Genomic DNA, 21,810 nt, shown 5'->3' on the forward strand with positions numbered 1-21,810 from the left:
CTGACTCTGCATTACTATAATGCAGCACTATGATATAAAGTCCTGATGGGTAATGGCCAAAAGCAATAGTCATGCTGTTCTCCCTTGAAGCGGGCCGGCAAGCCCTAAGAAGCTGACCGTTTACAGCGAAAATTTCAATAGAATCCACCGTGTTATTCTGAGCAAGCTGCCATTGCAGGTAGAGCTCTTCCCTCACCGGATTGGGGTAATACGAAATAACATCCTGGGCGGAGAATTTCAATAAATCCTCTTCTGTCAAGTCCTCAACTTCCTTAATTTCTTTGGCTGGCTTGCCCGTGGAGGAACACCCCGATAGGCACAACTCCCTTACAATCTGATTGCCTGCCATATCATAATCAAAGCTGAGCTTTGTCTGGGCATTTGAAATAGCCGCTGTTGCCAGAAAAATAAACAGGGTAATTTTTTTCATATATCTATAAGATTTGTTTTTCATCGTAAGGCTTTAGAATTTAATTGCAATTCACAAGTTTGGATGAACTACTCTTAAAAAATTTAGGATTGTGTGATTAGTCCATTTTTTCAATTGAATTCTCTATAGAAAGATGCTCATTTCTGAGCATCTTTACCTCAACTTACGGATTCAATAAAATTAAATCCAAGAAAAAACTAGAAAAATGGGTATTAACCTAGATTTCAAATCTAAGGCAAGGATGATGAAAGTATAGGAAAACCAGCACACAAATATACATGTGTAGACGAATTTTGTTTAACCTATTTATTTTAAATATTTTAAGAAGAAATATTTACCTGACATGAGTATAAAAATATTTCTTTTAAATAATCATAACATGTAAGCATTCGCTATATCATTGAATTAAATGATTAATTATCAATTCAAGAATGCTAAATTGAACTGGAATCACACTCATACACCATTATTTCGCTCAAGGCAATATCATATCGGGCTGGAAACGCTATTTCTTTTCCTTTAGTGCACTAGAATCTTCTTATTTCTCATTTAACACTCATGCAGGTGTAGATGTAAGCAGGGATCTCAATTTTTTTTTAAAATCGATGATATTTTTACAAGGAATTGGCAGAAAAGAAGATGTAAGGAGACAAGTAAGTAGTAATGAAATTATTTTAACGGCAATTGTTTCCTCAACAAGTTTTTACGGAAATCATTACTCTGCTATTCAATTTATGAAACATTATGAATTCATTCGCAATATGTCAGACAAGAGTAAATTTAACAGGCGTCTTTATAAAATAGGGGAAACTTCTTTATGAAGATTGCAAGTTCTTCTTTTAAAGACTTTTGCTGTGAGATGTAGTATATTATGATCCTTTTCCAGTTGCTATATGCAATAATATGAGAATTTCAAATTGTAAAACCCTAAAAGGATAAAATATTAAAATAAAACAATTTAATTACAACAAACGGGTTATAATTTATTTTCTAAAGTCGCTATATCCGTAATTACTATTATTTTATTTTCAAACACTCGACGACTATTTGCCAGATTGAATATATGGTTTCCATATTACTGTGTTGTACTATTAGTGGGATTAGCAATTTTAAAATCTGTTTTCGCTTCAATTTTTGCCCTTTGGCTTCTGCAAATTCTGCGGTGCTGCTCAATGTTATGGCTGTGCATTCAATAGAATATCGCTAATGCATCTATGATAATCATTTAGCGGCCAGTGAAGCAACTTATTTCTATTGTACATTTCTGGTTTTACAATATATTCAGCTACAAATTCACCATTTTCATCAGAATAATAATTTAATGTTACTTTATTATCTCTAAAAAATTTCATTCCTGAGTAACTTTTTAAGTTTTGTAAAACTCCCGGAAAAGCATATTTTTTAATCGTATCAATTTTAATGGCTTCTTTTGTTATTCCTACTAAAATATAATTATACCGTACCGTTTTATTTGGTAAGGCAACTATGTTTTTCAAAGTTGTATATTTGTCTACATTTATCGGACATTTTTTATTAAATTCATTTGTGAATTCTACAAGTTTCTTATCAAATGTGGGTTTGAAAAATAATTGCCTCACAAAAAACACAATAAATCCTAAGAAAGTTTTCAAGTCAAATTGTTTTAGGCTTTATAATTTTTATCTCTTCAATTTCGGTTTTTACATTCTGGCTTTCTAAAAGTGGTAATTTGTAACCACAAATTGAACAATACTTTGAACTTATTCTATTTCCAGCTTCACAACTTGAACAAATGATCTTCATAAGTTTTTATTTTTCTATTCGTATCTTTTAGTTATAATCATAGAATTCAATTCTTTGGAATTCCAATTCTATTTTTAGATTGACTAAAGCCTCATCTATGTGAATAGTCACTTTAAAGTATCTATTTAGAAGTTCTTAAGTAGTATTCTCTGAAAAGATGTTAATTTTCTTTTGCCCGAGCGGGCTTAATTTATTCACAAACATCATTTCTTAGGAAACACGGGAGTTAATACAGCTCGTATCCCAAAATCCGGCCTTGTTCCACTTGGTACGGATACAGGAATACGGGGCGCCACCTGTAGCGATACAATATGGCTTCCAAGTTTGGTAACACCGGACACATTGGGCATAAAATAAGCTGATGTTGTGTTGGTACCCCAGGCCTGTGTCCATTCCAAACTTCCTCCAACACCAGCTCCACTTTTCCAGTTATGTGCAAAAAATGGTTGTATATACATTTGGTTTACTTCATTAGCTTCTACTGTACCGGAACCGCTCCATAGCTGGTTAACCAGTGCCCCAAATGTCCAGCCAGCGGCTGTTTGTTTTAAAATTACAGCTGTGGGACCAACGGCAAACCTATTAGTACCCAACATATCATTGGTAGCAGTTGGTAAAAGAAAAGCTGAACCTGCACCCCATGTAATGCCGTTTTTTGTTTTACTGGGTGAAAAAAATGCGCTTGCTGTAAAATTGCTTAACCCACTTTGTTCTGTATTTGAGCCAGTAACATTATATTGTATAACAATAGGCATAATAATTCTTGTTATTACATTTAATTTCGAAGAAATGGTAATTGGAATAACCGGCTGAATATTTAAAGTATTTTTGGATCCATTATATTCACCGATACCAATATCTGTAGTATTTTGAAAAGGTACGCTGATGAGAGAAGCAATTGGATTGGCTAATTTTTTTGCAAGTTCGGCTGCTTCATTTTCAGCTGCTACTGATGACACCTTCACAGGTTTTTCCTGCGCCTGTACATTTAATGAGCAGATGCCTATGCATCCTGCTATTAAAGTTTCAATTAATTTAATTTTCATTATATTATTATGTTAGCGTTAAAGATTTATTTAGCAATGTCAATTAAATATAAAACCATACTGATCTTAGCCAATTACTCAGATATGGTGTTGCTGTTTTATAAATAGACAATTTAACACATCATTACATTACTGGAGCTTTTTAGCATAATTTGTATTGGAAATCATTAGCTTCATTTTTTTTGCGGGCAGATCCAGTTCTCCGTTATCAAATGCAGTCAAGCCATTGCTGAATGTTTTGTAATTAAATGTTCCTGAAACCGAATCTCCCGAAGAAAGTGTGGACTTAAAATTTTGGCTGATGAAAGCCAGACTGCCGGTCCGAATATTCATGGTACATTGATCGCTTGGTTTGTTCACGTTACTGCCGTTTACTGTAATGGTGTTACCGGACTGAGTAATATTGGCCGCATCAAAATAGTTCACCATGCCTCCTTTGGACATGTATATGTATTCCATACTGACTTTAACAGCCTCGTCCACATAAGCTTTAATTTCTGTGATTTTCTTTTTCGCAATTTCTCCCCTGAGTCCGCTGGTAGGTGGAGGATCTGTAGAGACAGATGAAACGGCTGTAGTGACAATTTTACCGTTGGAACCTATGGAAAGTGAACTAACTACCGTATTCTTTAATGTACCTTCGACGAATACCTGGACAGTTCGTGTCCAGGTATAGGATACCAGTTGAGCTTGGTTAGCCGAAGCCGCTGCTGAAACCTTAAGACTGAGATCCGTTTTGGATTGTGCAGACAGGTCAGCAGTAAGGGCGAGTAAAACGAATAAAATACTAAGTGCTTTTTTCATCTTTATTGAGTTTGTTTTAGTTAAAAATTAAAATTCTAGGGTGTAATAAATAAAGCATGTGACATTTAACAGTAGCAGGAATTAAGCAACAATATATTTCTCTTCATAATTTAAAAAATTTATTCGGTTTAATACAACTTGACACTTTACTACCAACCTGCGATTTGAATTGTCAATTCGCTTTGTTATTTCCGTTCATAATCATAAACTCTCGAAGAAAGATTTTAATCGTTATTAAAATGTATGATTTATGTAACGTTTCAAAGATAAGTGACGAAAGAAGCACATGTAAGAAAATCATCACGTAAATCTACACACGTAGAGCAAATTTTATCTATTTTGTTTGTTTTCAACAACTTAATCACATCTCGCTATTAGTATATGAGTATAAAATTTTGTAAGAAAGTTCAATGTTTCTAAACCACTGGATTTCTCATTCCCTCTCTGCATGAACATTGTGCTGGTTTAAAACAACATTGAGCTCTGTAATATTTGAATATAAATATTACAGAGCTTTCAAATTTTCAACAATCATTTACTTTCCATTGAATTTATATACGCTTTTTTCATAAGATTTTTAGTTTCTTTATTACTATTAATATACATATAGTCCCAAGCTTTTCTTATCCTATCATTTTGAATTTGTCGCATTTCAATTTCTTTGCGATTATCACTATAATGTATTCCCCAGTTGTAAAGATTGGTTAGGACTAACATTGCAACAAGCCATAAAAACCATCTGCCAAAAACAATTTTATAAAACAGTTTTGCGTCCTGTTCCGGAAACAGCAAAATCTGAAATTTCCTAACGATACTTTTCGGATGCCTGCCAATCATATATTTTATATCTAGAAAACCTTTTTGAAGAATAGTCTCAATTTGCTTAATATCCAATTGTTCTGAAACATTTTTTTCTATTTTATGTTCCTTTTTAGATACATCGATTTTACTCTCTACGTTTTTAACTGCAGTAATAAGCGCCTCAATATGCTGATTGTTTGCTTTCTGCTCCTGTGTAAATTCCTCCAGTACTAATTGTAATGTTTCTTGTTCTATATGACCTTTGTTTGTATTTGTTTCCATAATACTATTTTTTAAATATTATCTCCTTAATGCTGATTTCTTCTTTTTCTTTTGAGAAATTCTCTGTAATTCAGGATCGATATAATCCGGCTCATATTCAGACCCCATTAATTGTCCTACAGCTCCTAAAACCTCTTTAACAACTGTTTCTGCTGGTCTATCTAAACTATAGCCTTGCTTTTCTTTATTTTGTTTTTCAGCGTTAAAAGAATTAGATATTGATTGACTATCTCTATCATAATTTTTTTCTTCACCAGCATTTTTAATGGCATACTGTTGTTTCTGATGTAATATCTTTTCAATTTTTATCAATGAAAAACCAACTTCGCTTCCTTTTATTTTTACTTTTTTATCATCTATAAAAGAAATCCCCCTGCCCTTAAGAACTTTATAACCCAAATCTCTCATCTGTCTTTCAAATATTAAATAGGAACTAGCAGACTTTAATGTCTCTTGGATATCTGCTTTTAATTTTTCTTTTCTACCGTCATTGCGTGGCAATAATCTGTCTTTAGGGGATAGGAATGCCCTTGGGCTTAATACCTCCTGAAGACCATATTTCTTTTCAAGACGACGACAAAGCTCAGCCATGCGTTTATAGCTTTTGCTATCGTTGGCAACCTTGCCATTAAAGCCCACGCGATTGGCTACAATATGAATGTGCTGCTCTTTGGTATCCTTATGTAGCACACAAATGTATTGGTTGTCTGCTATACCGAACTCCTTAGCGCATTCTCTTCCAACTTCTCTCAATTGTTCTTTGGTCAATGTATCCTCCGGGGCTAAACGTAAGGTCAGATGCAACATTGGTTTTTCAACACGCCTGCTTAATTTCCTAACATCCTTAAACTGCCCCGTAAGCTCGTACTTGTTACCGAAACATTTATTATATTCCAATACTTCTGCTCGGTCTTTATGCTGCAAACGGTCTTGCATTGCAAGTTCAAGTTTTTTCTCTTGTGACAATTCTCTTTTATCTTCCAAACAGTAGCTAATACAATGGTAAAACGAGCTACCTATGCTTACACGTCCTATCATGACATAAAGTTTTTAATTTGGACAGCAAGATCTTTAACCTTCTCTGACTGAACTCTTAATTCTGCCCTTTCAAGCGGACTTAATTCATCATTGCTATTTCTCTTTTTAGCTATTTGGTTCAGGTTGGCCGCCATGTGATTAAGCACTCCGGTAAAGCTTAGAATTTCTTTTGGAAGAGCTTTATTTCTGTAATCAATCTTTGCCATGAGTCCGATTTCACGAAGGTATTCGGAAACGGTAAGATTTGCTTTTTTAGCTTTGGATTCAATTATTTTACGCTCATAGAGTGTACATTTAATTGCCATCAGTTGGTCTCTCTTTATTACCTTTTTTGGCCTACCTCCTCTATTTTTTTTAGTTTCATTCTGTTCTTCCATAATCTTTCATCATTTATTTTTTGAATGCGGCAGCATGAAAAAAATCCTCTCAACCAATGCGACAGCATGAGGGGAGCCAGCGTTTTGGTTTTACCAAAACATAGCTGGCTACCACCAGGACGTTATATAGATCTCCTAAAATTATGACTTTGTTTAACTTGCTGTCCCTGGTTTAGCCATTCATTTAAATCTTTCTTTTGCTCATATAAAAAACTTTGGTCGGTATATTTTACAGAATCTCTTTGTAGTGCTTCACCAGTAAATTTTATACCTGCTGTATCTCTGTCTAAATAGAGATCAACTCTCTCGTGTTTTTCCATTAACTGTTGTGACTTGTTAAAAAAAGATAGAGAATTAAGTATCAGGAAATTTGTTTGTAGGTTAGCCGATTTTTGATTCATCATTTTATAAGAGAGGTAGTCAAAAAAACCTTCAAAAACGACTACTGATTTTGCTTGGACATCTATGAAAGTGATATCTTTTGGTGAGCTGCTACCTTTAAAATATTCATTTCGGAGTTCGTATCCTCCTGAAATATTCTCAAATCCAATTGCGGTATGCTTTCGATTATTTAAAGAGAAATTAACTTCTTTGCAATGTTGTCTTGCAATTTCTAGCGAAATATTCCGCTTATCTAAATAATCCAATACTGCTCTACTTTCCAACGTCCGTACACCAACAATGACAATTTTATCAAGGGGATTACCTTTCTTTTCATTTGCAATTCCGAGATTTGAAGACTGTCGATTCTCATTTTTAAGTGATAAACTTATACCCGAGGAAATACTATTACCATTTAAAAGCTGCAAAAATTCAGAAACTGTACATCTAAAATAATCAATCCCAAAATCGACTACATTTCCTCCTTTTCCTGTTCCATGGTCATACCATAAATTTAATTTTTGATTCACTTTAAAAGAGGCTGTGTTTTCATTTCTGAGTGGCGATAGATACCAATAGTCCTGATTTTTTATTTTTGATGGCTCATGCCCTAATGTTTCAAGATAATTGACTAAATCAATTTGATTTGCTGCTTTACAAGTGAACTTTTCCATAATTGTTTTTTTTTTAATAAATCTTCTATTGATTTGATTCAAGTCTTTTTTTTGCTAATGAAAAAAGAATAGAATTTTGTTTTTTTTTGATGTTTTAATGAAGATACCACCTAATCCATTGATTACCTTAAGATTGCACTGAATCAATAGCTACGTCAGTGCATCACTTTATTTTTATCCTGCATCAGTTTTTGCATCAAAAAAGATTGTTTTTTAGTTTGATGCAAGTTTCGATGTATCTGTTTACCCTCAATTACAAGACTTTATACTAATTTTGCATCAAAGCATCAAAAATTTTATAAAACAAAATCTTTTTGAGGGTATAAAAGCATCCTCTTCGATCTACTTTTACATATTCACCATGAGACTATAATTCAATTCCACAATAAGGCTTCGTATTATCTTCGGGTGTAAAACCCCATCGCTTGAGAATATTTCTTATTTCATTAGCAGAAATATTTATTCTGTTATTTTGCTTCCTCAGTAGAATGAAAATATCATTAGGAGTTAATTTCAACTCATTCTCATCCATTTTCTCAAAACATTCATGAATCAATTCAAGCATAAGGATTTCTTCTTTATTTCGATTTACAAGCTTTAACAGACAAGCGGTCATAATCTGTTCGGGTTTAAACCACATGCGCGTTTTTTGTTGAGAAAAATAATTTCTCATTTGAAGGTACTTTAAGAAATATGGAATTTCTTTATTCAGTTTTTTAAGAAAGAATACATCTTCTGTATTTATAATACGAATTTTGCGAATCCAAAAACGGATTTCTTCTTCGTCTATTTGAATAAAATTATCTTCATTATTAGAACAAAGAATAAATTTTGCAAAGAATTCTATTTCCTGTCTATCCTTGCCTTTTGCTTCTATTTTATCTTTGTCAGTTGTAGAAAGGTATTTTAAACGTTCTGTAATTTCTTTTTTATCAAAAAAGACTTCATCAATGGCTACAAGTAACATACTTGCCCAATCAGAATTAAACTGCGAGCCAAACGAATCGCCTTTTATGTAGATCATATTCATTCCAAAAATTGCTTTCAACCACTTTATGAAGGAGCTTTTTCCTGTTGATCGCTCTTTGCTTACTAAGCAAAGAATTGGCAATGTTTGCGTAGGTTTTTCATATAAAAGTTTTATGTAGTCTAAGCCTAGCTCTCTTTGATCGCCAAAAATATGTTGAATAAATCGCAATGAATTCGGAATCAATTTTTCGAGTTCATTAATTGAAAAATCCTTAACGATTGGTTGATTAGGCAATTCATGATAGGTATTATAGAAATCATCTACAATTTGCTGGTAACCAAAATGGTTCGAAATACAGCAAAAACCATCTAATTTGGATATATCGTTAAAAAACGATTTTCCATGATCTGAAATAATTGTTTCACGATTCCACCGAACCATTACTTTTACTTTATCGCCAGATATTAAAGGTTTATCAATAATCTTGAAATAGGAAATTCCTACTCGCAAATATTTTTCTTTCATTTTGTACAATGTTTTTTTATTGTATTTATGGCTTATACAATAGGTTAGATAATAAAAAACAAGTATAGAAATGGTACTTTCTATACTTGTCTCTTATACTTCAGGGATTTTACTTCATTAAGAGAGTCAAATAACTCCTCGTGATTTATTAAAATTCTTCTCCCAATAGAAGAAGCTTTAATATTACCATTATCAATATGGTTTCTAATGGTCTGGCGATCCACATGTAAAAGTTCTGCCGCTTCCTTGACAGTGTACATGTTATTCGATAAATCTTTTTCTGGTTTAGTAAGAAGTTGTGCAACTAAACCTTTTAGCTCTTTCAATTCTGATTGAATTGTTTCAAATGGATTTTGCATAAAATTGTAGATTAAATTTTTTACAATTTTATAACTTAATCGTATTAATTATAATTTATTTGTATTCAATATCTTCAATTGAATTCAATTGAAAATGAGTTGAACTATATTTGGCTAAAAATGGAATAATCATTTTCATAATATTTTTCATGATGTGCTTTAATTAGATTATTTTCCTTGGAAAGATCATATTTTGTTAGCATCGTTGAATTAATTTTAATATCTAAAAATTGACTAGAAACCTCACAAAAATCTTTGTTTTCAATTGTGTTTTTAAAATAATTATTCTCTTTTAATTTAGAAAACAATAAAGCGAAGTATAAAATTTCTTTTTCTTTATACAACCACTTACAATTTTGGTCAATTAATCCAATTTTAATCGCATTATTTTTAAAATTCAGATAACACAATTCATCTTTAAAAAAATTTTTAAACCTAACTTCTATTGTATTATTTTCATTATTCGAAAAATCATAATTTACTATTGCTGAATTTATTTTATTCCTCTTATCAGTCTTATTAATCAAAAGACGAAAATATAAAACAACCATAATTACGGCCGAAAACGTTATCCCTATAGCAACTAGTCTAAATATTCCTTCCGATTTCAGAAAAACATTTTCGAAAAAATAAAAAGCAATCAAAAAAAGAAAAACCATAATAAGAATAATTACACCTAGTTTAATTTCACTATTAGTATTCTTATTATCAATAGGCTTTAAGTCAATAAATTTTGATTTCTTTTTAAAATATTTCTTTTTAATATCCATACTAAACGACTTTCAATTTCAATTCAACATTAAAAACTTCATCCATGGCCTCTTTTTTCTCTGGTTCGCTAATCTGATAATATTGATTCAAAGTTTTCATATCGTTGTGTCCAGTTATAGATGCAATTAATTTATCACTTTTACCTTGTCTTTTCATCATAGTAATAAAAGTTCTTCTTGCTGTATGCGTACTTATTCTATTAAAGAAGAACATTTCTTCTTTAATATTTTCTTTCCCTTTAGTTGTAACTTTTTGAACTTTATTATTGTATTCCATCTCCTGAAATACTTCTTTTATATATTTATTCTGTTTTTGATTGGCAATTAAAGGTAGTTTATAATCATATTTTAATAAAATATATCTAGAAATACTGGTTAAAGGTATCTCCCTAGTTTCTTTAGTTTCATCTTTATTTTCTTTTAATAAAATAAAATCATTAGTTACATTACTTCTTCTTATCAAAGATAACTCACCAAAACGCATACCGGTTACACAAGCAAAGACAAAAACATCACGAACTTTCCCTAGCTTTTCACTTTCAAATTCGTGTTGCATCAACTTATTTAAGTCATCTATTGTTAATGCAATTTGATTTGTAATTACTCTCTCAACTTTTTTAAATTCTACAAAACTATCATTATAAGTGAATTTATTTTTCCTAGCCCAAAACATAAAGGTTTTGAAAAGCCCTAGATTTCTAGCATAAGTATTATTAATATGCTTTAAATCATCCATACAATAGGAAGTAAATTCACGATGAAATGTTTCATCGATCTTACTAAATGTCAATTTGAATTTTCTAGCTGCTTCAAATTTTTCTAGAATATTCTTTATATTTTTATACCTTTTTATTGTTGACGCCGACCATTCTTTGCCTTTTTCCTTTTCGGCTGTAAACTCATCATACGCATCAAAAAATGTATTTTTCCCAGACGGAGCTTTTTTAAACTCTTCGTCAAAAACTTTTTTTAAATTCTTCGAAGTAAAAGGTTCATTTATTCTTTTATACAAGCTTTCTGTTTCAAGAAATAAATCAGAGTATCGATTCATCTGAAGTCTTATACTTTGAACAAATTTTGATTTCTTTTTCCCATTTACAAAAGGGAATCTATTTTCAAAATCCCAATTTTCAGGCATTATTTTCTCACCAGTTGAAAAGACAAATTTCTTATTCTCATTTTTAAAATAGCATGAAAATAAAATCAAAGTTTCTTTATCACTCTTCGGCTCTTTAAGATTAAAAGTGTATTTCATCAGTTGACAATTTAGTTGACAATAATGTTATATTTAGTTATAAAAATTTAATTATAACAAATATAAGAATTACTACAAAACAAGCGTTTCTTATTGATAATCAATTACTAACAACCGATTCTGATATAATTAGCGCAATACCCGGCGACTCCACAAAAACGGGATGTTTGAAAAAAACATCCCGTTTTTCTTTAATAAAACAGCGACTTTTATCATTCATTCTCAAGTGATTATGCGCAAAATATATTTAACATAGCGGCTGTTCGATAAATACCCTCCACATAGTACAAATTGCTATCGAACACCAAATTCACAAATTCTCTTTTTTTAACGTATTTACATTTTATAGATGTTTGAAACATCAGTTAATGAATTCAAGTTTTTCTCTAATTTCTACTACAATACCAAAAATCTGAATAATAAGTTTATCTTTCTTAAATTTGCTCCAGCAGCTGTAATGTTTTAATTTCTAACATCTAACAAAAATGGATTTTCAGGATAATGAATTTTCAAAAATAGAATCATCAAAATCAACGAAAATAACCTTTGTTGTAAAGGCTTTCGGAGCATTTATTTTTGTGAGTATAATTTTAGCAATAATTAATTTAGAGATAATTATTGTTGAATCTCGAAAAATATCTGTTGAATTTAAAATTTCTTCTGTTGTACTATCCGTAATTCTTTTGTCTTTTTTAATATATGTCGTAGTAAAGGATACAATTATTATTAGGAAAAATAAAATAACGAAATTAATAGTTGATCAAAATGGTTTGCACCATTATAAAGATGATACAATTATTGAATCTCTGCCTTTTGAGTCTTTATATCCAAATCCCGATCTAAAAAATTATGATGTAGTTTTATCTGAGGGTGAAGATGTTGGTTTTGATATTTGTGTATATCATTTCGATAACTCTAGGAACACAATAATTTATAAAGCCATTATATTCAATACCCCATTTTTAATAAGCAACAGAAAAGAATTAGAAAAACATTTCATAAAGGGCGTTTTAAAGTTTAGATCCGATTTGAAAGTTTCACCGAAAGTTTTAGATTTATTAAATTTAAAAAATTCATAAATTAAAAATTGTCTGGTTCTGAATTTACCTTACAGAATTTAACATCCATTTTACTTTGCTTAATGTTCAATTAGTGCAGCGACGAAAAGTAAAATTTCACACAATGATAAAATCTTTAGAACTCGTATTTTTCATTTTAAAATGATCTATTTATTTAAAAATGAAAATAAAAAACGGATAGTTGATTTTGAAAACGAGTCAACAAATAAAGAAGCAACAAAACCCTTATTTAAAAGGGATTCAAAGCTTCTTCTCAAGCTTATCAATAAACATTAAAATAGGAATAAGGTGTTCGATTGTAATCCCGTCAAGTCCACAAAAAAAATCGCAATTACCTAATATTTTGGTAATTGCGATTTTTCATTTTTATAGTTTAGCCTACATTTTTCCGATAATTTATGGTAGATATAATTGTGAAATATTTTTAATTGAATCATAACCTAACTTGCGATAACTTTCGAACTGTGCTTCATCAAAAAATTGATCTCCCGTTGACTGTTGTGGGAAATCTTTATTCGCTGAAGCATACTCTCTTACATCTACAGATTCTTTTTCCGTTATAACTGTTTTTATATATATGATTGTACCCGGCTGTTTTCCAGCTCCCGGATAAATAATAGTTCCCTTGGCAATATGTTCCGTTTTATCCTTGATTTTATCAATTTCGACACCAAAATCAATGTCAACACCAAAATCAATACGACACCTTCTAATGGCATTTGCAAGTCCTTCGCAAGTGCTTTCCTGATCCTGTTCTGCATCTCCAATCAAAATATATTGACAACGTCTTCTAACGAGTTCATATAGTCCCATATTATCAAAATGGCCACCATCAGAAAGACATACGTATTCCATATTAATATCAGATTTACCAATAAGATCCCGCATTAAATACAAAAGACCAAAATTTGGGTCAGGATTCTTCCATTTATCAAGCCTTGGATTACCAATCCACCAACCAAGTCGTAAATTAAACAATGTAAGTAAAAATGCCATCGTAGCCGAAGAATGATAACCCCAATTAGGATTAATTGCAGCGCCTGATATAGCCATAGCAGTTCCTAATGTTGGCCCGCCTTTCTTATTAGAAAACTTGTCTGTTGACCTATAACCATATTCATATACATGGTCAATATTGTAGGTTGAAGAACGTGTAGGACTAAAATCATACCCACAATATAATGGAGAAAAAACAAAAGATTCACCCATACGATCTTGTCTGTCCAGAGCATTCACTACTGTAGCATTAAGTGTGGAATTGATAAGAGGAAATGGTCCAAAATAACCATTATCTGTTTGCATCGAAGATAGCAAAATATCATCATTGGCATCGAAACCGGTAAATATGTTAGCTGTTTTTATTCTATCTTCCCTACTTCGTGTTGCTCCTAGAAAAGCCCGGATTAATCTGTTTCTGTAGAAGTAATGAAGTGAAAATTCATTTACTCCAACACGCCAGCTTAACAATAAAGTAATAGCTGCTAAAATTAAAGTCACAAAAAAGTTTCTCAAGGACTCTCCTTCTATTTGGCCTGAAAGAAAATTAAAGCCTTTTATTATTTCCATAATCCAAGAACCTATCAATAATATCCCAATCATAAAAATAAAAGGTATTACTTTTAGTATTATAGTAATATAGCTTTTCGTAGTAGCTTTGGTTTCATCTTTAGATTCGAATGCCTTTTTTAGCCCCCATGCTATAATTCCGCTCCAGCCGCTCCAAGCACAAATCACAGGCCATATTGACGGACCATTTACTTTGTGTAAATCATCCATGTAATTATTCCATAAATCTGGCATAATCAGGGCTGCAAAGCTCACAATCGTCCAAAACAACATGAAGCGATGAATATAACCTCCCATCCTGCCCCACCATTCTCTTCGATAATCCGGAAAAAGATTCCCCATAAGCGCCATTCTAAGAATCACGGCTAATGAAAATATCTCAAGAATGATAGGTATACTCATCACCAAAAATATTTCATCACAATCTTTTTTTAGCCCCAGTAAATCTGCAAAATCATAAACTTTAGTTATGTTATCCCAAAACAACATTAAAAGAAATACCAATAGAGCCGAAGCAGCAAAAGTAGATCCTATGATTGCAAACAGGATTTGTCCAGAAAGATTTTTATCTTTAGTATCTTCCTTTGTATCGACATTTTTTCTTCCAATTTCCATTAGATCCCATCTTTTATGGTAATTACCCCGAAGAGCTACTAAAAAAAAGGCAAGAAAAGCTGAAGAGAAGACATACATCAGAAGCGAACTCCTATTATCACCTGGCGGTGGCGCTTCATATGCGGCAAAATAGGTGCTAATAACCAATGCGCTAATTGCACCCCAAAGTACTAGTAAGTGCGGAATTAAATTAGTCTGGTTGAATTTCCATGTAAAACGCCTTATTAATTTACCAACTTGTTTGAGACATCCTTTGTTTGACTCTTTTTTATTAATATTATAAAAAGAACGCATAGCCGTTGCAACCATAAAACCACCTATTATGAACATAAAAAAACTGAAGCAAAAAATATGAAGAGCATCCTGTTGCTTCATGTTATTTTTAATCGAAATCCACCCAGAATAAATATCTGAAATAAACGATAAGACTGTCAAAAGACTTAACAGTAAAATTACCTGATTGACAAATGTATTACGGAGCCAGGTCATTCCGGATGTCCATGCATCAGAAGACATAATACTAACATTAGGAGATAAATAATTACTGAACATCCTAAGCCATCTAATAGGACGAACTTCATCAGCTAAAGGATCCTGAGATTTTCCAGGGCAAAGGCGATCATTGATTTTGCTAAAAGATCCTGACCTGTGTACCCATGAAGTAAACCAAGAACCAATATAACCACCACCTGATACAGTAGACATGTAATCAAATCTGTAAAGTACATTTAAACTCGCCAATTTTTGTAGTATTCCCAAGTTAAAAGTAGCAGATCTAATACCTCCACCTGATAAGGCAATTCCCATTAGTTGCATTTCGCCTGCTTTTCCCAAGGGATCAAAAACCTCTTCTTTTTTATCGGAAAACAATGAAGATGTATCCCTTTGTGGATCACCTTCTTTCGAGGTAATATTAAATTCCTTATTCCGAGATACTCTAGCTTTAGAAATCTCAATTAACTCCTCCCTGAACAAAGTTTCAAAAGGAAGAGAAAAGTCCTGATCTTTTAGCTCATCAAGTAATCTCTGATCATTTTCAAGGTAATTTTTGGCATCTGTTCTCCTGGTTGACCAGAATAAAAAATGTAGATTTCTATCTGAAAATTCCAGAAGATCATAATTATTACATATTTTACCTACTCCAGAATCCTCCTGAGGCAACTTTGTATAAAATTGATAGAGTCGTATAGTATAACCTAATTTACCTTTTCCCGCCATTGCTAAGATTATTTGCAGTGGCATATATTGCAATATCTCTACAAGTTTTAGTCGTTGTTCTGATTGTTTATACAAAACACTCCTTATTGCCTGTCGCCAGAAAAAAGGTGGCTTAAACAAAACGAGCTCATTAGTTTCTTCTCCAGATTGTGATTTATCAGTTATTTTCTCATTGACTGGTATATTACTTGACAACCAATGCAAAAGCGAAACTGTTCTGTCCAAGTATACTTTGACAAATCTATCAGTATCGTCTTTTGTGGGGCTATGCCAGATCAAATCTATTATTTTCTCTTTTTGATGAACTGTCAGATCTTTAATAGGTAATTCAGCCACATTAAGAAGCTTCCAATCGCTTTTCTTTATCAAATCTTTCGGAAAAACAATATCAGACTTACTTTTTAAAATATCCTGAAACAGTGTAATATAAGAGACAGCTTCTGCGGTAAGATCGGTTACTATGTCCATATTATTGTTATTTTAGCTAACCTAAATACGAATGAATATTTGGAAGTATCTATTTTCTTTTTTAGATACCTATATGTAAGACCTCAAAAAATATCGTCGACTATGGTAGTTTACCGACACATTTGTAATATTTCAAACCAAAACACAGCTAAGACACTGAAATACAAACACAAATCTAAACTTTAAAAAAAACACCTACACGAGTATAAATACCTGTTTTTGTACATAATCTCTTAAACTTATCTAAAAATTAGATATTGATCTAGTCAGATCCAGTTCACAAAAAAAACGCAATTACCTAACATTTGTGTAATTTCGATTTTTATTTAATATCTTATCTGATATTTAGTCAAAACCCTAAAAAAATTATTTTTTAAGATTATATATTACTTCCTATTATATTTTTTTCTAATTTAGAACATGCTATTAATCAAAAGATTAACCCCTAAATCATAGCAAAAATAATTATATGGAGATTTTACCTTCCGCCAGTTTAGCGCCGTTTATAAAGAATTATACCATTGTTACGATTGAAAAAAATCTTGACAACGAAGTTTTTTACCCAAGCGGATATGTTGATTTTATTGTCAATATCTCTGAAGGAGCCGCTGCAACTATTATCAACGGTAAGCGAAAAGACACACCATCCATAGAACTTCTTGGACACCTTACCCTTCCTACCCGACTTACTGTAGCACAAGGCACATCGGTACTTATAGCCCGGATTTACCCGCATGCCAGTGCACTGTTTTTCTCTGATCCCTTGTCAGAATTTACAAACTACGCCACTGATATGTACGATGTGGCATTGGGAGAAAACAGGGAATTATATGATCGTATCATGGAAACAGATGGACTCGCCAATAAAATTACGATCTTAGAAACCCACTTTCTCCAACAACTCAAAAAAAACGAAACCCGATTAAAGAAAGTGTTGATGGTTCAGGCTCTGGGTCAGCAGATTTCTCTTGATCATCAGCAATTGGATTTACCTTCCTTAGCCCAACAATCAGGACTATCAGAAAGATATATCCAAAAGCTTTACCTGTCAAATATTGGTATCAGTCCTGTGGCCTTTACATCGGTATTGCGATTTAATAATAGCTTGCAACTCGTACTCAATACTACTCAATCGTTGACCGAAATAGCTTACGACTGCGGGTATTATGATCAGGCACATTTTATCAAAGAGTTCCGAAAGTTCACAGGCATCACTCCTTCTGCTTCCAGAAGCTCTCTGATAAAAAATGGCACTGATTTTCAACAGGCTGTCAACGTTGGTTTTTAAATTTATTTCGCCGGATAGTTGCTGCTAAACATATCGCGATACATCTTCCAGCCATCTTTCGTGTTTTTCCAGATGACAATCACTTTTCCGTCGTCCAGTTTTTTGCCTTGCAGATCTGTCATCTCATAAAAGCTTTCTTCTGTTACAGAGGTTTTGCCATCTCCATATAAATGTTGGATAGTAAACTTAACATGTACCTTAGGTCCCGATTTAAAAAATTCAAGTATTTGCGCACCACATATTGGTGCGGCATTTGGTGGAAACAAACAGGCATCCTCTGTATACCTGCTAAGAATAGATCCATCATTTTTGTTGGCAAGGTCTGCATAGATCTCGTTACTGGCTTCTATAGCCTTTCTGGCAGACTTTAGTGCTGGGTCTGAAGTTTGAGCATTACACCAAATGGTAAGCATCAATAATCCGTTTAGAATAAGTGTTCTTTTCATTTTATTTATATTTTTCACAAAGTAACTTATTCCTGCAGGTGAGAAATTGTAAAATTACGAACAACTTTTTACCTTCAATATCATAGAAAAACCTTTACTTTTATTATTCTGTTAATGAGATTTTATCTTATAAATATTTACTTTTAAAAACGGTTAATTTTTCTCGTGTCATATCGTTTATAGTATATGAAATTCCACCCATTCCTAAACCCGAAGAATCCCTTCCGCCAAAAGGCATCCAGTCTACCCTAAAGGCAGTGTTATCATTAACCATAACTGCGGTGGCATTTAATTTTTTTACTGTATCTAATGCGACATCCAGGTTTTTGGTAAAAACGGCAGCCTGAAAATGAACATCCAAAGTATTTGCTCTTTTTATTGCTTCACTGCGATCTGTAAAAGGATATATACAAACAACAGGGCCGAAAATTTCATTAGTAGATACTTTAGAATCTTCAGATGGATTAAACAAAATTGTCGGTTCGAAACAAGTATCTGAAATTCTTTTTCCTCCGGTAATTAGTTTAGCTCCTTCTTCAATGGCTTCGTTAACCCATTCTTCGACTCGGCTAACTTCTTTTGGTGTAATAAGTGAACCAACATCTGTAGTTTCATCAAACGGATTTCCAACAATTAATTTATTAGTTGCTTCAGCAAACTGTTCTAGAAAACGGTCACAAATTTCCTGATTTACATAAACTTTCTGAACGGAGACACAAACCTGACCTGCATGATAAAATCCCCCTTTTACCAAATCAGGAATCATTTCACTAAAATCGGCATCACTTTCTACAATTACCGGCGCTGCACCGCCATGCTCTAATGCACATCTGGTTCCCGGAGCCAGTTTATTTTTTAAAGACCAGCCTACTTTTGCTGAACCAATGAAAGAGAAAAAATGAACTCTCGAATCTGTAACCAATAATTCCGCAGTTTCATTATCACACAACACCACTTGCAGCCATCCTTCAGGCAATCCGGATTCTTTTAAAATATCCGCAAGCGCAAGCCCTGATAATGGTGTATTGCTTGATGGCTTAAATATAACCGGGCAACCGGCAGCAACTGCGGTAGCGATTTGATGTACAGCCAAATTTAACGGATGATTAAATGCACTAACAGCAACTACAACTCCAATTGGTTCTTTTGAAGTAAAAGCAATTCTGTTTAAAGAAGCTTCAGTAAGTCCCATAGGGATTTGTTCCCCTTTTATTTGTGCGATATGTTCTGCTGCCAACTTTACTCCTTTGATCGCTCTAAGTATTTCTGCTTTTGAATCTTTATACGGTTTGCCTCCTTCACTTATCGCTAAATGTATTAATTCTTCACTTCTGCTATTCATTATTGAAGCTGCTCTTTCAAGTATCTCAATTCTTTTGAAAGCCGGAATCCAGTTGGACTGATCAATAAATAAATTGTAAGCTGTATTTAAGGCGTTGTCAATATCCTTTTTAGTTACAAGCGGCAGCTCTTTTACCAGACTTTGATCATATGGGAATATTATTTTTGTGGTCTTTTCCATAAATGTTTTTTTAATGTATAAACTTAAAAATCATGACAGTACTATTTTGAAGTCAGTTTATCATGATTCGTCCTTTAAATTTAGCTCAATTTATTGATGATTACAACCTGATATTCAATAATATGAAAAAATTAACTGTATTATAAATAAGCTAAAGGTGTGGTTAAAACAATCTGTCTGTCATCCAGTAATGGGACAATTTTCCCTAAAACCAAATCTTGAAAATGTCGAGAATTTCGATGTTCTGCAACAGTAGCTTCATTGCTATATCCTTCAAATAATACTATTGTATTCAAATCTGAATTACTTTGATGAATTTTATAGAACAAATTTCCATTTTCTTTTATGCTCTCATCATGTACTGTTTTTAGCAACTGTAAAACGTTTTCAAACTGACCTTCTTTTACTTTCCATGTTGCAAAAACATGAACTGGATTTTGATTTTTTTTCATTTTATTCTTTTTTAATTAATGTAAGTTCAATTCTCAGGGATAAATGATATTGACCTTCATCTTTCTTTTGGAGAAGGTCGATATCATTCAATCATTTACTTTTTGGGAGATTCTAAAATGACAATCATTTTTTCAGCTACACCTTTAGCCGAAGCAGGATTTTGTCCCGTAACCAAATTACCATCTGCAATACTGTGTGCTGACCATACTGCAGCAGCGTGAAATTTTGCACCTTGTTTGGTTAAGGCAGTTTCTAATAAAAAAGGCACATCGGCTATAGCATACCCTCTTTCTTCTTCATCTGTAAATGATGTTATGTTTTTGCCCTTTACCAGATACGATCCGTTGCTTAGTTTTACATTTAATAGCGATACCGGACCGTGACAGACAGCTCCTACAACTGCATTTCGCTCATAAGTTTCTTTAATTACTTTTTTAAGAAGCTCATTTTCCGGCATATCAACCATTGGAGCTAATCCGCCGGGAACAAAAACAGCATCGTATTTACTAACCTCAACATTAGATAGTTTAACTGCTTTTTGCATAGTTTCCCATCCTTTGCCTGTTAGAAAAGCAAGGTTATCAGGATCATTTGCCAAATTAAGAGCGTCTAAATAAGGAGTATCACCGGTTAAGCTGGCAAAATCTATTTGATAATTTGCTTTGTCGAATTCGGCATAAGGGTGTGCAACTTCAGGAAGAAAGGTTCCTGTTCTTCTGTTGTTTGGTCCAATTGCATTGGCATTTGACACAATAATTAAAATTTTCTTTTTCATTGTGGATTCATTTTTAAGGTTTGTTTGTTGTTTTACTGATGTGTTTTCTTTCTTACTTTGTGCATTAGAAGAAAAAAAAGCAATTGCCAGGGTTAAAATCATAAGTCTTTTCATTTCTATAAATTTTATTGGTTAATGATTATTTATAAGGCAAATTTATACCAGCCCTCCCCCTCAATACGAGGAGGAAAGTCACAAAAAAAGTGTGATGAAAATCACACTTTGAGAATTAATGGCTATGTTATTTATTGTTGGAGTAAAGCCTGCTAAGGGTTTCGCGGCTGACTCCCAAATATTCTGCAATATATTTTTTGGGGATTTTTTGCATTAAACTTGGATAAAGATCTGCGAATTCTTTATATCGCTGTTGCGGATTATTGGAAAGCAGGGATATAATTCTTTGTTGAAGGGCAATATAACCTTTGGTGAGTTTTATTCTAAAAAAATGCTCCATCTTATGCAGAATAGCCGAAAGTTTTTCTCTGCCTTCAAGTGTTAAACATAAAACTTCTCCTGCTTCCATACATACCACGTATAAGTTTGCCTGCTTTTGATTGAAGTAGGCCATATAATCAGACATCCACCAATTTTCAGTTGCAAATTGTACGATGTGTTCTTTTCCTTCTTCATCCAGATAAAAGACCCTGAAAATTCCACTCATAATGATATATTCATACCTGGCATCATCACCTTGCTGAACCAGATACTGATTCTTTAATACCCTTCTTATTGTAAAAAAGGGTTTGATAGATTCAAACTCTTCATCTGTGATTGGTATAATTTCTTCAATATGCTTTCTAAGCTTTTCCATAATTGTCTTTTACCAAACCAAAGATAAAAGATTTATTGGTGTTTAATAAAATTTGGAATTTTACTTAGTTCCTTT

General features: G+C 32.7%; 20 protein-coding genes and 1 pseudogene. 3 read left to right on the plus strand and 18 right to left on the minus strand.

All coding sequences use genetic code 11. From position 1 onward, the window contains the following. Positions 1–430 (minus strand): T9SS type A sorting domain-containing protein (locus tag AC6CH4_RS15595; RefSeq protein ID WP_498104515.1); only part of this gene is annotated, 430 nt, incomplete at its 3' end. Between the two features lie 605 nt (positions 431–1,035). Between AC6CH4_RS15595 and AC6CH4_RS15600 the strand changes: the two are divergent. Further along, positions 1,036–1,363: pseudogene (locus AC6CH4_RS15600) on the plus strand (IS982 family transposase); the annotation flags it as partial. A 242-nt stretch (positions 1,364–1,605) separates the two neighbouring features. On the opposite strand, the gene AC6CH4_RS15605 reads toward AC6CH4_RS15600, so the two are convergent. The 11 genes from AC6CH4_RS15605 to AC6CH4_RS15655 form a co-directional block, all read right to left on the minus strand. Then, on the minus strand, positions 1,606–2,061 hold the full coding sequence (locus tag AC6CH4_RS15605; protein ID WP_498104517.1) for a DUF8479 domain-containing protein: 456 nt from the start codon (positions 2,059–2,061) through the stop codon (positions 1,606–1,608). A 354-nt stretch (positions 2,062–2,415) separates the two neighbouring features. Then, entirely contained in the window at positions 2,416–3,171 is a 756-nt protein-coding gene (locus tag AC6CH4_RS15610) for a hypothetical protein (RefSeq protein ID WP_498104519.1), read from the minus strand. A 216-nt stretch (positions 3,172–3,387) separates the two neighbouring features. Beyond that, the gene (locus AC6CH4_RS15615; protein WP_498104521.1) at positions 3,388–4,062 is read right to left on the minus strand and encodes a hypothetical protein; all 675 of its coding nucleotides are present in this window, start codon (positions 4,060–4,062) and stop codon (positions 3,388–3,390) included. A 531-nt stretch (positions 4,063–4,593) separates the two neighbouring features. After that, positions 4,594–5,145, minus strand: a complete 552-nt coding sequence (locus tag AC6CH4_RS15620) for a hypothetical protein (RefSeq protein WP_498104523.1) — start codon at positions 5,143–5,145, stop codon at positions 4,594–4,596. 18 nt (positions 5,146–5,163) lie between these two features. Next, a complete protein-coding gene (locus AC6CH4_RS15625; RefSeq protein WP_498104525.1) occupies positions 5,164–6,183 on the minus strand; it encodes a relaxase/mobilization nuclease domain-containing protein in 1,020 nt (339 codons plus the stop codon). Beyond that, a complete protein-coding gene (locus tag AC6CH4_RS15630; protein ID WP_498104527.1) occupies positions 6,180–6,560 on the minus strand; it encodes a plasmid mobilization protein in 381 nt (126 codons plus the stop codon). Before AC6CH4_RS15630 ends, AC6CH4_RS15625 begins: the two co-directional genes overlap by 4 nt. A 122-nt stretch (positions 6,561–6,682) precedes the next feature. Continuing rightward, the gene (locus AC6CH4_RS15635) at positions 6,683–7,615 is read right to left on the minus strand and encodes a DUF8464 domain-containing protein (protein ID WP_498104529.1); all 933 of its coding nucleotides are present in this window, start codon (positions 7,613–7,615) and stop codon (positions 6,683–6,685) included. Between the two features lie 367 nt (positions 7,616–7,982). Next, positions 7,983–9,110 (minus strand): primase-helicase family protein, encoded by a 1,128-nt coding sequence (locus tag AC6CH4_RS15640; protein ID WP_498104531.1) that lies wholly within the window; start codon positions 9,108–9,110, stop codon positions 7,983–7,985. Between the two features lie 80 nt (positions 9,111–9,190). Next, positions 9,191–9,469 (minus strand): helix-turn-helix domain-containing protein, encoded by a 279-nt coding sequence (locus AC6CH4_RS15645; RefSeq protein WP_059116779.1) that lies wholly within the window; start codon positions 9,467–9,469, stop codon positions 9,191–9,193. A 104-nt stretch (positions 9,470–9,573) separates the two neighbouring features. Beyond that, positions 9,574–10,239 carry a hypothetical protein gene (locus AC6CH4_RS15650; protein ID WP_498104533.1) on the minus strand — a complete coding sequence of 222 codons (666 nt, stop codon included), beginning with the start codon at positions 10,237–10,239 and terminating at the stop codon, positions 9,574–9,576. 1 nt (position 10,240) lies between these two features. Beyond that, positions 10,241–11,494 carry a tyrosine-type recombinase/integrase gene (locus AC6CH4_RS15655; protein WP_498104535.1) on the minus strand — a complete coding sequence of 418 codons (1,254 nt, stop codon included), beginning with the start codon at positions 11,492–11,494 and terminating at the stop codon, positions 10,241–10,243. A 485-nt stretch (positions 11,495–11,979) separates the two neighbouring features. On the opposite strand from AC6CH4_RS15655, the gene AC6CH4_RS15660 reads away from it, so the two are divergent. Next, positions 11,980–12,573, plus strand: a complete 594-nt coding sequence (locus AC6CH4_RS15660) for a hypothetical protein (protein WP_498104537.1) — start codon at positions 11,980–11,982, stop codon at positions 12,571–12,573. A gap of 396 nt (positions 12,574–12,969) precedes the next feature. Here AC6CH4_RS15660 and AC6CH4_RS15665 read toward each other — a convergent pair whose 3' ends face one another. Continuing rightward, entirely contained in the window at positions 12,970–16,440 is a 3,471-nt protein-coding gene (locus AC6CH4_RS15665; protein WP_498104539.1) for a patatin-like phospholipase domain-containing protein, read from the minus strand. A 469-nt stretch (positions 16,441–16,909) separates the two neighbouring features. On the opposite strand from AC6CH4_RS15665, the gene AC6CH4_RS15670 reads away from it, so the two are divergent. Beyond that, positions 16,910–17,728 carry a helix-turn-helix domain-containing protein gene (locus AC6CH4_RS15670; protein ID WP_498104541.1) on the plus strand — a complete coding sequence of 273 codons (819 nt, stop codon included), beginning with the start codon at positions 16,910–16,912 and terminating at the stop codon, positions 17,726–17,728. Between the two features lie 2 nt (positions 17,729–17,730). Here AC6CH4_RS15670 and AC6CH4_RS15675 read toward each other — a convergent pair whose 3' ends face one another. The 5 genes from AC6CH4_RS15675 to AC6CH4_RS15695 form a co-directional block, all read right to left on the minus strand. Beyond that, a complete protein-coding gene (locus AC6CH4_RS15675; RefSeq protein WP_498104542.1) occupies positions 17,731–18,174 on the minus strand; it encodes a YybH family protein in 444 nt (147 codons plus the stop codon). A 127-nt stretch (positions 18,175–18,301) separates the two neighbouring features. Beyond that, positions 18,302–19,696: an aldehyde dehydrogenase family protein gene (locus AC6CH4_RS15680; RefSeq protein ID WP_498104544.1), complete on the minus strand. Its 1,395-nt coding sequence runs from the start codon at positions 19,694–19,696 to the stop codon at positions 18,302–18,304. A gap of 140 nt (positions 19,697–19,836) precedes the next feature. After that, complete coding sequence (locus AC6CH4_RS15685; protein ID WP_498104546.1) at positions 19,837–20,148, minus strand: putative quinol monooxygenase; 312 nt, start codon at positions 20,146–20,148, stop codon at positions 19,837–19,839. Between the two features lie 95 nt (positions 20,149–20,243). Then, positions 20,244–21,038: a type 1 glutamine amidotransferase domain-containing protein gene (locus tag AC6CH4_RS15690; RefSeq protein WP_498104548.1), complete on the minus strand. Its 795-nt coding sequence runs from the start codon at positions 21,036–21,038 to the stop codon at positions 20,244–20,246. Positions 21,039–21,165: 127 nt separating this feature from the next. Then, the gene (locus AC6CH4_RS15695) at positions 21,166–21,735 is read right to left on the minus strand and encodes a Crp/Fnr family transcriptional regulator (RefSeq protein ID WP_498104550.1); all 570 of its coding nucleotides are present in this window, start codon (positions 21,733–21,735) and stop codon (positions 21,166–21,168) included. Positions 21,736–21,810 lie beyond the last annotated feature (75 nt).

The organism is Flavobacterium sp. GQ95, assembly GCF_059758655.1.